This window comes from Streptomyces malaysiensis subsp. samsunensis, assembly GCF_024519315.1.
GTDB classification, from domain to species: domain Bacteria; phylum Actinomycetota; class Actinomycetes; order Streptomycetales; family Streptomycetaceae; genus Streptomyces; species Streptomyces malaysiensis.
The window spans coordinates 39,873-55,524 of record NZ_JANIIC010000028.1 but is presented as its reverse complement, the minus strand read 5'-3'; the positions used below and the strand labels follow the sequence as shown (position 1 = coordinate 55,524).

The window sequence follows — 15,652 nt, the reverse complement described above, 5'->3', positions numbered from 1 at the left end:
CAACGGCGTCCCCGCCCCGCCCCACAACCCACCCGCCACACAAAACACCGGGCACGCGCCCAGCCCCGGCGGTGGCCCACGCAGCGAGGAACCGCCACGGCTCGCCGCACGCCTCCCCACCGCGCTGCCCAGGCCGCCCGGCGCCGCCCAGGGCCACCTCGCGCGTTCGCCGGTCGACGGCGGTGGCCACACCACATGGGCGACCACGGCCCGGGTACCCGACAAGACACGCCGTAGGCGTGATCCGCAGGTCAGGATTGACCCCGCTCGTACGCCTGTTTAGCGTCCCGCATGAAGATCCCCTCGTACCGCACGACCCCCACCCAGGGAGCCCGTATGAAGCTCGCCTTCTCCACCCTCGGCGTCCCCGGTATGCCCATGGCCGACGTCGCCCGGCTCGCCGCCGGGGCCGGGTACCACGGCGTCGAGCTGCGCGCCCACCCCGAGGAGCCGGTGCACCCGGGGATCGGGGCGGACGAACGGGCCAGGGTGGCGGCGGAGTTCCGGGACGCCGGGGTCGAGATCCTCACCGTCGCGGGCTATGTGCGCGCCGCCGAGGCCGGGCCGGACGAGCCGGTGCTGGCCGGGCTGCGGGAGCTGCTGGAGCTCGCCCACGACCTGGGCGCCCGCTACGTCCGGGTCTTCCCCGGTGGCGGGGAGCAGAGCCCGGAGGAGGCCGACGCCACGGCCGCCCGGCGGCTCGCGGCGGCCGCGCCCCGCGCCGCCGACCTCGGCGTACGGCTGCTGCTGGAGACGCACGACTCGCACCGTACGGGCGCGGACGCGGCCCGGGTCCTCGGGCTCGTGGGGCATGGCGGCGTCGGGGCGATCTGGGATGTGATGCACACCTGGCTGGGCGGTGAGGACCCGGCCACCAGCTATCCGGCGCTCTTCCCGCATCTGGGCTACGTCCAGGTCAAGGACATCGCCTCGGCCGAGGACACCACCCCGCTGCCGCTGGGCGAGGGGGTGCTGCCGCTGACCGAGTGCGTGGAGCTGCTCAGCCGTGAGGGCTGGGACGGCTGGCTGTGCTGGGAGTACGAGAAGCGGTGGTATCCGCGGGCGCGTGAGCTGCCGGATCTGCTGGCCCCGGGCCGTGAGCATCTGCTGCGGCTGCTCACCGACGCGGCCTGAGCCCCGGAGCCCGTAGCGGCGAGGCGGGCCCGACAGCGCCTTTGAGCCCGGTGCTGGACGCGCTCGGTCCACCTGGCGCGGACCGGCACGACCGTCAACGGAGCGTCGCGGCCCTTTCGGGAGCGACCCTTCCGGGAGCGACCCTTTCGGAAGGGCTCGCCTCCACGCCGCCCCCGCCCCCGCCCCCACGCCGCGAACGCGGCAGACGCAGACGCAGGCGCGGGAGCGAGGTCAGCGCCACGCCGCCCACCAGCAGCGCCGCCGCCAGCCAGCGCGGTGCGCTGATCCCCTCCCCCAGCACCAGCGCCGCCGAGGACATCCCGAAGACCGGCACCAGCAGCGAGAAGGGTGCGACCGCCGAGGCATCGTAGGTGCGCAGCAGAAAGCCCCAGACCCCGAAGCCGAACACGGTGGTGACCCAGGCGACATAGACGATCGCGCCCGCCCCGGCCCAGTCGAGCCGGGTCAGGGCGTCGAGGTCGGGCTCCGCGCCCTCGAACACCAGCGAGAGCCCGAGCAGCGGCAGTACGGGCACCAGGCTCACCCACACCATGAAGTTCAGGGCGTCGGGCGGTGCCGCCTTGCGGGTGAGGACGTTGGAGACGCCCCAGAAGGCGGCCGCCGCGACGACGAGGACGAAGCCGATGAGCGGCCCCGAGGTGCCCTCGTCCACGGCGGCCACCGCGATCCCGGCGAGGGCGACGGCCATGCCCAGCAGCCGCCGTCGGCCGGGGCGTTCGGCGAGCACGACGGACGCGAACAGCACGGTGAACACCGCCTGGATCTGGAGCACCAGCGAGGACAGCCCGGCGGGCATCCCCTCGTGCATCCCGATGAACAGCAGCCCGAACTTCGCCACCCCCAGGGCCAGCCCCACCCCCAGGATCCAGCGCCAGGCGACCCTCGGCGGGCCGACGAGGGAGACTGCGGGCAGCGCGGCCACCAGGAACCGCAGGGCGCAGAAGAGCAGGGGCGGGAAGTGGTCGAGGCCCACCTCGATGACCACGAAGTTGATCCCCCACAGGGCCGTGACCAGCACGGCGAGGGCTATGTGCACAGGTCGCATGGGTCGAGGATCAACCGCCCGGACCTTGTAGCACCAGCGCGGATGTCTTCATGCTTGGATGCAGTAACGGTTAAAGGTGCGAACGGGAGGACGAAACTGTGCTGGATCTGGGCCGACTGCGGGCCCTGCACGCGGTGTCCGTACACGGCTCGGTCAGCGCCGCCGCGACCGCGCTCGGCTACACCCCGTCCGCCGTCTCGCAGCAGATCGCCAAGTTGGAGCGGGAGACCCGGACGACCCTGCTGGAGCGGCAGGGCCGGGGCATCGCGCTGACCGACGCGGCCCGGCATCTGGCCGCCACCGCCCAGCAGCTGCTCGCCATCGTCGAGAAGGCCGAGACCACCCTGGAGGAGCGGCGCGGGCAGCCGATGGGACGGCTGGTGATCGGCGCCTTCGCCTCGGCGGCGCGCGGGCTGATGCCCGTGGTGCTGGCCGCCCTCAAGGCCGAACACCCCGCACTGGACGCCCGGCTGCTCGAAGTGGACCCGCATCTGTCGGTGGACCTGGTGACACAGGGCGTCATCGACCTCGCGGTGGCGCATGACTGGGACATCGCCCCGCTGCCCGCCCCGGAGGGGCAGGAACGGGCGGTCATCGGGGACGACCTGTGCGATCTGCTCGTACCGGCCGGACATCCGCTGGCCGAACGGGCCGCACGGCGGCCGCTGCGCCGCGCGGACCTGCCGGGCCAGCGGTGGATCTGCCAGCCGCCCGGGTCGGTGTGCCACGACTGGCTGGTGCGTACGCTGCGCGCCTCGGGCCATGAGCCGGACCTGGCATATCAGGCGGCGGAGAACCACACCCAGATCGCCCTGGTGGCGGCCGGTCTCGGCGTCGCCCTCATGCCCCGTCTGGGGCGCGGCCCGCTGCCGGACGGGGTGCTGGCGCTGCCCCTGGAGCCGGTCCCGGTACGGCGGCTGTACGCCCTGTGGCGCCCCGGCGCGGCCCGCCGCCCGGCCATCACCGAAACGGTGCGCCTGCTGGGCGGCCTCTGGCCGCAACGCACCGGTTGACCGGCCCACCGAACGCGACCACGTCGCACGGCGGCCGCGGCGGGCGGCGGCCGCGGCGGACAGCGACCGCGGCGGACAGCGACCACGTCGGACAGCGACCGCGTCGAGCGCAACCACGCCGGACGGCGACCATGTCGGGCAGCAACCATGTCGGCTACGGCCACGTCGACCTCAGCCACATCGGGCACCGCCACTTCGGCGGCGGCGACCTCGGCCGCGACCACGCCGGACAGCGGCCACGTCGAACGGCGGCCGCTTCGAGCGCAACCACGCCGGACAGCGGCCGCTTCGGGCAGCAGCCACATCGGGCGCCGCCACATCGGCGGCGGCGACCTCGGCCGCGACCACGTCGGACGGCCAACACTTCGACCGCAGCCACGTAGACCGCAACCACCTCAGCCACGACCACCTCGACCGCAGCCGCCTCAGCCCCAGCCACCTCCACCGCAGCCGCTTTGGGCGCGTACCGCCCCGCTCCTCACCGATTCGCGGTATGCGTGCCATGCGCGGAACCGGCGCGGGCCGCCGCGCGTCGAAGCGGCGTGCTGATGGGGAGTCTCCGCGCGGCGGTAATCGGCTTCGTCGCTGGCTGCGTCGCTGACCACCGCTCCGCCGTCGCGGCCAGCAGCACCCCGCCGCCGGCGCGACACCCCTCCCAGAGCGTCGGCGGCGCGGGGGGCCGCCGCGGAGCCCGGCCCTACACCCGTCGAACGGGCTGCTCCACCTCGACCGGCCCGAAACACACCCGGTCAACAGCCTAGTGCCGGACATGCACAAGCTCCCAGCCCACCGGCTTTAACCAGACTTTCCCCCTACGCTTCCCGGCGATCAAAAAAGACCAACTCTGCTTGACCCGGCCGCGGTTTGTGTCCCAGCGTGTCCTGCACACCTCTGGCCGCCCCCTCCGAACGTCCCATGGAAGGAGTGCGGGTGCACACGACGACGTCTCGCCGCGCCCTGCTCACCACCGCCCTGGCCGCCACGGCGGCCGGTGCGGCGGCCGGTGCGTGCAGCGCGCCGGCGGACAGCTCCCCCGCGCCCGTCGCCCCCGCGCGCCGCCCCGCCTCCGGCGGCGCCTCGGCAAGCCCCTCCCGGCCCACCACCCAGCCCGGCCGGGACCATGAGCGCGACCGCCGGCGGATCGACGAGCTCATCGGGCGGATGACGCTGGACCAGAAGATCGGCCAGCTCTTCGTGATGCGGGTGTACGGCGATTCGGCCACCCACCCCGACCCCGCCGATGTCGCGGCCAACCGTAAGGACATCGGCGTCGACAACGCCGCCGAGCTGATCGCGAAGTACCACGTGGGCGGGGTGATGTACATCGGATGGGCGCACAACATCCGCAGCCCCCATCAGGTGGCCGGGCTCTCCAATGGCATCCAGAAGGCCGCGCTGGCCGCCTCCGTGCCCGTCCCCGTCCTGATCTCCACCGACCAGGAGTACGGCACCGTCGCCCGGGTCGGCGCGCCCGCCACGCAGTTCCCGGGCGCCATGGCGCTCGGCGCGGGCGGGAGCGCGGCCGACGCCCGTACGGCCGCCCGCACCGCGGGGGCGGAGCTGGCCGCGCTCGGCATCCGGCAGGACTACGCCCCGATCGCGGACGTCAACGTCAACCCCGCCAACCCGGTGATCGGGGTGCGTTCCTTCGGGGCCGATCCGAAGGCCGTGGCCCGGCTGGTGGCGGCCCAGGTGGAGGGCTATCAGAGCGCCGGGGTCGCGGCCACCGCCAAGCACTTCCCCGGCCACGGCGACACCAGCGTGGACAGCCATGTGGGCCTTCCGCGGATCACCCACTCCCGCAAGGAGTGGGAGCGGCTGGACGCGCCGCCGTTCCGGGCCGCGATCGAGGCCGGAATCGACTCGATCATGACGGCGCATCTGCTGTTCCCCGCGCTCGATCCGGCCGACGACCCCGCCACGCTCTCCCGCCCCATCCTCACCGGTGTGCTCCGCAAAGAGCTGGGCTACGACGGGGTGGTGGTCACCGATTCGCTCGGGATGCAGGGGGTGCGGAAGAAGTACGGCGACGACCGGGTGCCGGTGCTCGCGCTCAAGGCGGGTGTGGACCAGCTGCTGAATCCGCCGAAGCTGTCCCTCGCCTTCGAGGGCGTGCGCAAGGCCGTCCGGTCGGGTGAGCTCGACGAGGACCGGATCGACCGTTCGCTGCGGCGCATACTGGAGCTCAAGGCGCGCCGGGGGCTGTTCGACGATCCGTACACCAGCGACCGCGCCGTCAACCGCACGGTGGGCACCCGGGAGCACCGCGCCACCGCCGACCGGATCGCCGAGCGCACCACCACTTTGATCACCAACCGCGGCGGGCTGCTGCCGCTGTCGCCGCGCCGCCACCGCGATGTGCTCGTGGTGGGCGTGGACGCGGCCGCGCCCTCGGGCACCGGCGGCCCGCCGACGGCCGTCCTGACCCGGGCCCTGTCGGGGCTCGGCTTCCGGGCGGAGGCGCTGCCCACCGGCACGGGCAGCTCGCCCGGCCCCTCGCCGGAGCGGATCGAGGCGGCGGTCGCCGCGGCGCGCGGGCGGGACGCGGTGATCGTGACGACGTACGACATGGTGGCCGGATCCACCCAGCGCACCCTGGTGGCGCGGCTGGTGGCCACCGGTGTGCCGGTGGTGCACCTGGCGCTGAGCAATCCGTACGACATCGCGCGGCTGGGCGGGCGCGGCACGGCGCCCGGGGCGTCGCTGGCCACGTACTGCTGGACGGATGTGGAGCTGCGCGCCGCCGCCCGGGTCATCGCGGGCCGGGCCACCCCGCGCGGCAAGCTGCCGGTCGCGGTGGAGCGCGCGGACGACCCGTCCCGGGAGCTGTACCCGATCGGGCACGGGCTGACGTACTGAGCGGCCGTCAGGTCGGTCATTCGCATGCGAAAAGGGCGTCCGCCGGGGCGGACGCCCTTTCTGCCGCGGAACCGGGCCCGTTACGGCCGCAGCACCGGCTGCCGTTCGACCTCGCGGCGGTCCAGCTTCGCGTCATGCCGGGCGAGCGGCCGGCTCGTCGTGCTGACGCCCGCCCACTGCTGCACCTCCGCCGTGGCCTTGGCCTTCTCCCCGGCGGCCAGCTGGGCGATGCTGGAGCCGTGGTTGCCACCGGCGACCGTGTAGACGAACGCGTCCTTGGCGCCCTTGCCGACCCGGAAGCGCTCGGCGCCCCACGGGTCGTTCTGGCCGTAGACGAAGAGCATCCGGTGGGCGTCCTGCCGCACCCAGCGGTCGATGTCCCGCATCGCGGCCGGCTTGAAGCGCATCGGAATGTCGCGCGGCACATAGCTGCGCGGGGCGTAAATACCGGGGTAGCGCAGCAGCCCGTCCAGGTGCGGGGTCTCGAAGGTGGGCGAGCCGAGCTCGGTGCCCGCCTGGTAGTAGTACGGCGTGTAGGTCTCCAGGCCCTGGTCGGTGTAGGCGGAGAAGCCCGAGATCTCGTCGATGAAGCCGTAGAGCTCATCGGTTGACGCGGTCGTGGCGGGCACGTCCGCGCAGTCCTTCAGCAGGTGGTATTGCCAGAAGGCCCACACCAGGTCCAGGACGACGTTCTCGTACGCCTTGTCGGCGCTGCCGACGACGGTGAAGGTCTGCTTCTCGTCGTCCGCCCACTTCTGATAGCGCTTCACGATCTCGTCGCGGCGCACCAGCGCCTCGTGCTGCACCGCGTTGAGCCTGGTGCGGCATTCGGCCGTGCCGACGCCCGCGAAGAAGCGGTCGTAGGCGGAGTCCTCCTTGTCGGCCACGTCGTTGGGCGCGACATACGCGACGGTGCCGTCCATGTCCCGCGGATAGAAGCGGCGGTAGTAGGTGGCCGTCATACCGCCCTTGCTGCCGCCGGTGGCCAGCCACTTCTTGCCGTAGAGGGGCTTCAGGGCCCGGAAGAGGCGGTGCTGGTCGCTCGCGGCCTGCCAGATGTCCAGCTTGGACCAGTCGGCGGGCTGCGGCCGGGAGGGAGTGAAGAAACGGTACTCCATGGACACCTGGTTGCCGTCCACGATCTGCGTCGGCTCACTGCGGCGCGGCGCGGTGGTGACGTTGTAGCCCGAGGTGTAGAAGACCGTGGGCCGGTCGGTGGCCTTGTGCAGCAGGGTGAACCGCTGCTGGAAGGTGCCCTTGGACGGATGCCGGTGGTCCACCGGCTGGGCGTAGCTGAAGACGAGGAAGCGATAGCCGTCGTAAGGCTGCTCCTCCACAAAACGCATTCCGGGAATCGCCAGGACGCGTTCCTTGATATCCGGCTGGGCGGGGGCGGCCGGTGCCGCGGACGCGCCTCCGGCGCCCGCACCGACCGTCCCCACCAGTATCGCGAGCGACAACAGCCATCTGAGCATCTTGCGCATGCACCCTCCCCTTGTTGCCGTTGGAACCCTTTGCCCTGTGAAATCGCACAGGCCGCCGAGAACCTATCCGGGCACACACTCGGGTCGCCAGAGGTCGTCGGTGCTCCAACCCGACGCCGAATACGGAGAGTTGTTACCGTCGCCCTCTTTCGTAGCGGGCTGTGATGGCTCATGCTGCCTGTATGGACCGAGACGAACGGTACGACCGGAGTGAACGGGCCGAGCGACTGACGCAGTATCTGACCGAATTGCAGGAACGAATCGATCCTCGCTCCCTCGAGCTGCTGATGCGGCTGCTGCGCGAGCTGAGCACCTCACCTGCCGTCCGCGGGGGGACGTACGAACTCGGGATGGGGCCGGAGGAGAAGGAGCTGTTCACCCCCGCTCTCCAGGCCGAGTTGCTGGTGCTGTTCGGCCTGCTCACCTCCCAGGACGAGCGAGTGGTGGTCGACCTCGGCGACAGCCCGCACGCCAAGGGCATGAAGGTGCTGGTGCCTCAGGAGCGGGCCGGGGACCCCGATTTCCTGCACCGCCACAAGCAGCGGGTGGCGGCCGAGGCGGAGCAGCGGGAGCGGGACCGGCGGGAGGTGGAGGGCATAGCGAGGGCCAGCGGCATGGAACCATGAGGTTACCGTACGTAACAGCGAGCGAACGCTGAGCGTTACCGCCCCGAAGGGGCGCGGGCCTGTGTCGATATGCGGCTCCGCCGCGTGGGCGCGACCGGCCACGACGGCGCCGCAGCCGGCCGAGCACCGCAGACGGCCGAGACGCATCCCGGCACTCCCAGCGGAGCGCTTAGCGGAGCGTTTACGCGACGGCGGGGGCCGTCTCGCCCATGAAGGTGCGCCACAGCGCGGCGTACCGGCCGTCCCGCGCCACCAGCTCCTCATGAGTGCCGTCCTCGACGACCCGGCCGTGGTCCAGGACCACCACCCGGTCCGCACGGGCGGCGGTGGTCAGCCGGTGTGCGACGACCAGTGTGGTGCGCCGTCCCGTCAGACGATCCGTGGCCTGGTTGACCAGGGCCTCGGTGGCCAGATCGAGCGCGGCCGTGGCCTCGTCGAGCAGCAGGATGTCCGGGTTCACCAGCTCGGCGCGTGCCAGCGCGATCAACTGCCGCTGCCCGGCGGAGAGATTGCGCCCGCGCTCGGAGACCTCGTGCAGATAGCCACCGTCGAGCGACGCCACCATGTCATGGGCGCCGACCGCCCGCGCGGCGGCCTCCACCTCCGCGTCGCTCGCGCCCGGCCGCCCGTAGGCGATGGCGTCGCGCACCGTCCCGGCGAAGAGATACGGCTCCTGCGGGACCACACCGAGGTGGCCGCGGTATCCGGTGAGGTCGAACTCGCGCAGATCCACACCGTCCACCCGCACCGCGCCCCCGGTCGGGTCGTAGAACCGCGCCACCAGCTTGACCAGGGTGGACTTCCCCGCCCCGGTCTCCCCGACGAAGGCCACGGTCTGCCCCGCGGGGATCGTGAGCGAGATGCCCGCGAGCGCCTCCTCGCCGTCCCCGTACCGGAACCGCACCTCGTCGAAGTCGATCTCGCCGCGCATCGCCCGCACCTCGCGCGGGGTGTCGGTGACCGGTGTGGAGGTGGGCTCGCGCAGCAGCTCCTGGATCCGGCCCAGGGACACCGTGGCCTGCTGATAGCCGTCGAAGACCTGGGAGAGCTGCTGGACCGGGGCGAAGAACAGGTCGATGTAGAGGAGATACGCCACCAGCGCACCCGCCGTCAGCGTGCCGTCCTGGACCCGGCCGGCGCCCACGATGAGCACCAGCGCGGAGGCCACGGACGACAGCAGCTGGACGAACGGGAAGTACACCGAGATCAGCCGCTGACCGCGCACCCGCGCCTGGCGGTAGGCGTCGCTGCGCTCGGCGAACCGCTCCCGGCCGGACCGCTCGCGGCGGAACGCCTGCACGATCCGCAGCCCCGCCACGCTCTCCTGGAGGTCGGCGTTGACCACGCTCACGCGCTCACGGGCCAGTTCGTACGCCTGGACGCTGCGGCGCCGGAACACCACGGTGCCGATGATCAGCGGCGGCAGGGTCAGGAAGACCACCAGCGCGAGTTCCACATCGATGATCAGCAGCGCGACCAGGATGCCGAAGAAGGTCAGCAGGCTGACCACGGCGGTGACGAGGCCGGTCTGGAGGAACGTGGACAGCGCGTCGACATCGGTGGTCATCCGCGTCATGATCTTGCCGGTGAGCTCGCGCTCGTAGTAGTCGAGACCGAGCCGCTGGAGCTGCGCGAAGATCTTCACACGCAGTGCGTAGAGCACCCGCTCACCGGTCCGCCCGGTCATCTGGGTCTCGCCGATCTGGGCGGCCCACTGCGCGAGGACGACGAGGAGCGCGAGCCCGGACGCGGCCCACACCGCGCCCAGCGAGAGCCGCTGGACACCCTGGTCGATGCCGTGCCGGATGAGCACGGGCAGCAGCAGCCCGGCGATCGCGTCCACGGCGACGAGCAGCAGCGCCACCGCGAGCGGCGCCCCGAAACCGCGCAGCAGCCGCCGCAGCCCGTACGACTCCTCGGGGCGGGCGGCCCGCTCCTCGTCGATGTCGGGGGTGTCGGTGGCCGGCGGCAGGGCGGCGACCTTGGCGAGCAGCTCGGGTGTGGCGGGCATCCCGGACAGCGCCCCCGCGAGCCCGGGCCCACCGGCCACGGCCCCCGTCCCCACCGCCGTGCCGTCCTTACGGCCGTCACCGTCGGGCCGCACCCACAGCTTGGGGGTCACCCCGCCGGGCCGGGGGCAGCCGTCGGCGTGCTCGGGGTCGTCCCCACCGCGCGGCCGCAGCTCCGCCGCGTGGTCGCCGCCTTCGCGCGGTTCACCGTCGAGACAGGGACAGGGCTCGACCAGCGCCGTCGCGGCGGCCTCCCCGCCGAACCCACCGGCGAGGCCCACCGCGTGCTCCGCATCGTCCCCGCCCCGGGCGGCGACGGACGCGGTGTCGTCCGTCAGCAGCCGCCGGTACACAGCGCTCCGCGCCCGCAGCTCCTTGTCGGTGCCCACGTCCACGACCCGGCCCCGCTCCATGACCGCGATGCGGTCGGCGAGGGCGAGCGTGGAGGGGCGGTGGGCGATCAGCAGGGTCGTACGGCCCGCCATGACGCCCCGCAGCGCCTCGTGGATCTCGTGCTCGACGCGCGCGTCCACCGCCGAGGTGGCGTCGTCCAGGACGAGCAGCCGGGGGTCGGTGAGGATCGCGCGGGCCAGGGCCAGCCGCTGCCGCTGGCCGCCGGAGAGGGTCAGCCCCTGCTCGCCCACCTCGGTGTCATAGCCGTCCGGCAGCGCGGAGATGAAGCCGTCGGCCTGCGCGGCGCGGGCGGCGGCCCGGATCCGCTCCTCGCTCGCGTCCGGCAGCCCGTAGGCGAGGTTGGCGCGCACGGTGTCGGAGAAGAGGAAGCTGTCCTCCGGCACCAGCCCGATCGCCCCGCGCAGCGAGTCGTAAGTGAGCTCCCGCACATCGTGGCCGCCGATCCGCACCGCCCCGGACGACACGTCGTAGAACCGCGGCAGCAGCATGGACAGCGTCGACTTGCCGCTTCCGGAGGCGCCCACGACGGCCAGGGTCTCGCCCGGTTCGATCCGCAGGGACACCTCGGACAGCACCGGGCGCTCGGGGTCGTAGCCGAAGCCCACCCGGTCGAATTCGACGGTCGCGGGGGCGTCCTCGGGAAGCTCCCGGGCGTCGGGGCGCTCGTCGATGACCGGCTCGGTGTCGATCAGCTCGAAGACGCGCTCGACCCCGGCCCGCGCCTGCTGCCCGATGGTCAGAAGCATGGTGAGCATCCGCACCGGGCCCACGAGCTGGGCGAGGTACGTGGAGAAGGCCACGAAGGTGCCGAGGGTGATCTGCCCCCGGGTGGCCATCCAGCCACCGAGCGCCAGCATGGCCACCTGGCCGAGGGCGGGGACGGCCTGGAGGGCGGGGGTGTAGCGGGAGTTCAGCCGTACGGTCCGCAGCCGGGCGGCGAACAGCCGGCGCCCGACCCCCCGCAGCTTGTCGGTCTCCTGCGCCTCCTGCCCGAACCCCTTGACCACCCGGACACCGGTCACGGCCCCGTCGACGACCCCCGCGACGGCGGCCGCCTGCCCCTGGGCGTACCAGGTGGCGGGGAAGAGCCGGATACGGCTGCGCGAGGCGAGGATCCACAGGGCGGGGGCGACGGCGAGGGCGACGACGGTGAGCAGCGGCGAGAGCACGGCCATCACGACGAGCGAGACCAGGAAGAGCAGGATGTTGCCGATCATCATCGGCACCATGAAGAGCACGCCCTGGATCAGCTGGAGGTCGCTGGTGGCCCGGCCGATGATCTGGCCGGTGGAGAGCTTGTCCTGCCGCCGGCCGTCGAAGCGGGCGATGGCCGCGAACATCTCGGTGCGCAGGGCGTGCTGGACGTCGAGCGCGAGCCGTCCGCCGTAGAAGCGGCGGACGTAGGTGAGGACGTACACCACGAGGGCGGCGACGATCAGCAGGATGGCCCAGGGGGCGAGCGACCGGTCATGCTTGACGATCACATCGTCGATGATCAGCTTCGGCACCAGCGGGACGAGCGCCATGACCGCCATCCCGGCCAGCGAGGCACCCAGGGCGAGCAGCACATCGCTGCGGTACTGCCAGCAATAGCCGAACAGCCGCCTTACCCAACCCCGCCCGGCATCCGGCCCACCCGCATCCTTTTTGCCCGTTTCATCGGTTTCATCCGCTACGTCCGCCGCCACACCCGCCACCCGTGAACCTCCCGATCCGCACACGCTTCCGGAAGGCACCAACACACTGGCGTGCGGATTTCATCCTCCCGCAACAAATGGATCGGCCTGAAAGCGGACTGTTCAATGCCGGACCGTTCATCAAACACTTGGCAGGGCCGTCTAAGGTCGCGTCCGCCGAAGAGCGCACCGCCATACCGCGAAAGGGTGATGATCGTGACGGGGCTCCAGATCGACGACATCCCGCCCGCAGAGCGGTTCGCCGCCTGGCGCGCCCTGTGCGAGCTTGCCGCGATCCCGATGGAGCTGCGCAGCGACCATGAACACGACTTCCGCGCGACCGTACGGGGCGGAATGGGCCTCGGCGAGGTGATGCTCACCTACACCTCCGTACCGTCCCTGCGGAACGAGCGGACCGCGGCCCATATCCGCCGCTCCGACCCGGAGCTCTACCATCTGCGGCTGACCCTGCGCGGGGAGAGCGATGTGTGCCACGGGGACGGTGAGGCCACGGTCGGCGCCCGGCAGTTCATGCTCACCTCCACCTCCGTGCCGTATCAGGCGGTGTGCGAGCGCGGCAGGGTGGACGGGATGACGGTCACCCTCCGCCCCTCGCTGCTGCCGTTCCCGGTGACCGAGCTCCAGCGGCTGATCGGGCGGCGGCTGTCCGGGCGGTCCGGGATCGGGGCCATGCTCGCCGACTTCCTCACCCGGCTGGCCACCGAGTCCGACCGCTACGGCCCGGCCGACGCACCGCGCCTCGGCGCCGTCGCCGTCGATCTGCTCAACGCGCTGCTGGCGCATGAGCTGGACGCCGGTGCCGAGGCGTGCGCCGAGAACCGGCTCACCCCCGAGAGCCGCCGGCGCACCTTGCGGTTACGCATCCAGGAATTCGTCCGGCAGAATCTGCACCGCCCGGGGCTCAGCCCGGTGTCGATCGCCGCGGCCCATCACATCTCGCTCCGGTACCTCTACCGCCTCTTCGAGGAGCAGGGGCACACCGTCTCCGCGTGGATCCGCGCCCAGCGCCTGGAGCGCTGCCGCCACGATCTCGCCGACCCCGCCCTGGGCGACACCCCCATTCATGTCATCGCCGCCCGCTGGGGTTTCAGCCACGCCGCGGACTTCAGCCGTGCCTTCCGCGGCGCCTATGGCGTGCCCCCACGGGACTTCCGCCGGCTGGCGCTCGCGACGAACAGGTGAGCGGGGCTCCCCCCGTAGGCGCCCCTGCTCACCCGTCACTGTTCAGCATGGGCGCAGCGACGCCGGGATGTCGTTGGCCTCCTGTGCACAGTGTCTTGATCCTCCGTGCACGGACTTCACGCGGACCCGCACGGACCCGCACGGACCGCGTCGCGCGTGACGGGGACGGTCAGGACGCGGACGGGCGCACCAGGCCCGTCTCGTAGGCGAAGACCGCGGCCTGGGTGCGGTCGCGCAGCCCCAGCTTGAACAGGATCCGGCTCACATGGGTCTTCACGGTCTGCTCGGCCACCACCAGCCGTGCGGCGATCTCCGCGTTCGACAACCCCTGGGCGATCAGGGTGATCACCTCGGTCTCGCGCTCGGTCAGATCGCCCACCCGGTCCCGGAGGGGCGCGCGCGGGGCGGCGGCGGTCACCCGGGAGAACTCGCCGATCAGCCGCTTGGTGATGTTCGGCGCCAGCAGCGCGTCCCCGGCCGCCACCACCCGTACCGCATGGGCCAGCTCATCCGCCGAGGCGTCCTTCAGCAGAAACCCGGAGGCGCCCGCGCGCAGCGCCTCGTAGACGTACTCGTCGAGGTCGAAGGTGGTGAGAACCAGGACCTTGACGGTGGCGCCGGCGGGTTCGGTGAGCCGGCGGGTGGCCTCGATGCCGCCGACTCCCGGCATCCGTATGTCCATCAGGACCACGTCCGGGGCGAGTTCGGCCACCTGGGCGATGGCGTCGGCGCCGTCCACGGCCTGGCCGACGACCTCGATGTCCGGTTCGGCGTTCAGGAGCACCGTGAAGCCCTGGCGGACCATCACCTGGTCGTCGGCGATCAGAACACGGATGGTCGTCGTCATACGGGGTCCTCGGCGGTTTCGGTCGCGGCGGTGGACGGGGCGGGGTGGTGCGCGGGCAGTACGGCGGTCACCTCGTAACCGCCGTCCGGCGTCGGGCCGGTGGTCAGCTCACCCCCTAGCATCGCAGCGCGCTCCCGCATCCCGAGCAGCCCGTGCCCGGCGCCCGGCGAGGGCGGGGCGGGCCGGTCCGGGGCGGTGTTGACGACCCGGACCGTGAGCCCGCGCCGCTGGTACCCCAGCTCCACCCGCGCCTCCGCCCCCGGGGCGTGCCGCATCACATTGCTCAGCGCCTCCTGCACGATGCGGAACGCCGACAGCTCGACGCCCGGCGGCAGCGGCCGCCGCTCCCCGGTGACATCGGTGAGGATCGTGATCCCGGTCCCGCGCACCGTGCCCACCAGTTCGTCCAGCCGGTCCAAAGTGGGCTGCGGGGCGTGCCGGGCGCCGTCGGCCAGGGCGTCCTCGGAGCGCAGCACGCCCAGGACGCGGCGCAGTTCGGCCAGCGCCTCGACCGCGTTCTGGCGGATGCCCGCGAGGTTCTCCTTGAGCTCGTCGGAGGGGTTCTCGGCCAGATGCGGGGCGACCTGGGCCTGGATGGAGATCACCGACATATGGTGTGCCACCACATCGTGCAGTTCGCGGGCGATGCGGTTGCGCTCCTCCAGCAGGGTGCGCCGGGCGCGTTCCTCCGCGGTGAGCTCCTCCTGCTCCACCAGCCGGTTCCGCGCCACCCGGCGGCCGCGCAGCGCGGCGCCCACCACCACGGCGGTCGTGAAGGACACGATGGCCTCGTCCAGGCCGTCCGCGTGGTTCCGGGTGGCGATGGCCGAGGTGACCACCCCCACCAGCAGGGTCAGGATCAGCGCCTCGGCGGCGATCCGGGGGCGGACCCGCAGCGCGAGGAGGAACAGGACGGTGGTGTGCAGCGCGATCTGGCCGTAGTTCCAGGGGTAGAGCACATATGCGGGGACGCGGTCGTCCACGCTCAGCGCCGTCGCCAGCAGCATGGCGGTCGAGAGCCACCACGCCGGTATCGGGCGGGTCAGCGCCAGTTGGACGGCCAGCGCCTCGAGCACGACGAGCCCGATCAGCGGCACCGGGTCCTGGGCCGTCCCCGGGCGGGCGGGCTCCTGGAACTGCGCCATGCTGAGCCAGGCCATGAGCACCGCGAACAACACCACATGGCCGTGCGGCAGCCGACCCAGCCAGCGCATCCGCGGCAGCGGATCGCGCGCCACCGTCCACAGGTCCGCTCGCAGGATGCCCGGCACCGCGCGCACGCCCTCCGCCAGCCGGTCCGCCATCTGCCCGCCCGTCATGG

General features: G+C 72.4%; 10 protein-coding genes. 5 read left to right on the top strand and 5 right to left on the bottom strand.

From position 1 onward, the window contains the following. Positions 1-336 precede the first annotated feature (336 nt). Positions 337-1,134, top strand: coding sequence for a sugar phosphate isomerase/epimerase family protein (locus NQU54_RS23480; protein WP_257632858.1), 798 nt, complete (start codon positions 337-339; stop codon positions 1,132-1,134). Between the two features lie 94 nt (positions 1,135-1,228). On the opposite strand, the gene NQU54_RS23475 is transcribed toward NQU54_RS23480, so the two are convergent. After that, positions 1,229-2,200 carry an EamA family transporter gene (locus NQU54_RS23475; protein ID WP_257632814.1) on the bottom strand — a complete coding sequence of 324 codons (972 nt, stop codon included), beginning with the start codon at positions 2,198-2,200 and terminating at the stop codon, positions 1,229-1,231. A gap of 98 nt (positions 2,201-2,298) precedes the next feature. On the opposite strand from NQU54_RS23475, the gene NQU54_RS23470 reads away from it, so the two are divergent. After that, entirely contained in the window at positions 2,299-3,213 is a 915-nt protein-coding gene (locus NQU54_RS23470; RefSeq protein WP_257632813.1) for a LysR family transcriptional regulator, read from the top strand. Between the two features lie 930 nt (positions 3,214-4,143). Next, positions 4,144-6,072 (top strand): glycoside hydrolase family 3 protein, encoded by a 1,929-nt coding sequence (locus NQU54_RS23465; protein WP_257632812.1) that lies wholly within the window; start codon positions 4,144-4,146, stop codon positions 6,070-6,072. Between the two features lie 80 nt (positions 6,073-6,152). On the opposite strand, the gene NQU54_RS23460 is transcribed toward NQU54_RS23465, so the two are convergent. After that, positions 6,153-7,556, bottom strand: a complete 1,404-nt coding sequence (locus tag NQU54_RS23460) for a S28 family serine protease (RefSeq protein WP_257632811.1) — start codon at positions 7,554-7,556, stop codon at positions 6,153-6,155. Positions 7,557-7,738: 182 nt separating this feature from the next. On the opposite strand from NQU54_RS23460, the gene NQU54_RS23455 reads away from it, so the two are divergent. Then, entirely contained in the window at positions 7,739-8,182 is a 444-nt protein-coding gene (locus NQU54_RS23455) for a hypothetical protein (RefSeq protein ID WP_257632810.1), read from the top strand. 181 nt (positions 8,183-8,363) lie between these two features. Here the strand turns inward: NQU54_RS23455 and NQU54_RS23450 are convergent, their stop codons facing one another. Further along, on the bottom strand, positions 8,364-12,302 hold the full coding sequence (locus tag NQU54_RS23450; RefSeq protein WP_257632809.1) for an ABC transporter ATP-binding protein: 3,939 nt from the start codon (positions 12,300-12,302) through the stop codon (positions 8,364-8,366). Positions 12,303-12,491: 189 nt separating this feature from the next. Between NQU54_RS23450 and NQU54_RS23445 the strand changes: the two genes are divergently transcribed. Next, entirely contained in the window at positions 12,492-13,484 is a 993-nt protein-coding gene (locus NQU54_RS23445) for a helix-turn-helix domain-containing protein (RefSeq protein ID WP_257632857.1), read from the top strand. Between the two features lie 169 nt (positions 13,485-13,653). Here NQU54_RS23445 and NQU54_RS23440 read toward each other — a convergent pair whose 3' ends face one another. Together NQU54_RS23440 and NQU54_RS23435 are read right to left on the bottom strand one after the other, a co-directional pair. Further along, positions 13,654-14,331 (bottom strand): response regulator, encoded by a 678-nt coding sequence (locus tag NQU54_RS23440; protein WP_257632808.1) that lies wholly within the window; start codon positions 14,329-14,331, stop codon positions 13,654-13,656. Next, positions 14,328-15,650 carry a sensor histidine kinase gene (locus NQU54_RS23435; RefSeq protein ID WP_257632807.1) on the bottom strand — a complete coding sequence of 441 codons (1,323 nt, stop codon included), beginning with the start codon at positions 15,648-15,650 and terminating at the stop codon, positions 14,328-14,330. The genes NQU54_RS23440 and NQU54_RS23435 overlap by 4 nt, the downstream gene beginning before the upstream one ends. Positions 15,651-15,652: the final 2 nt, after the last annotated feature.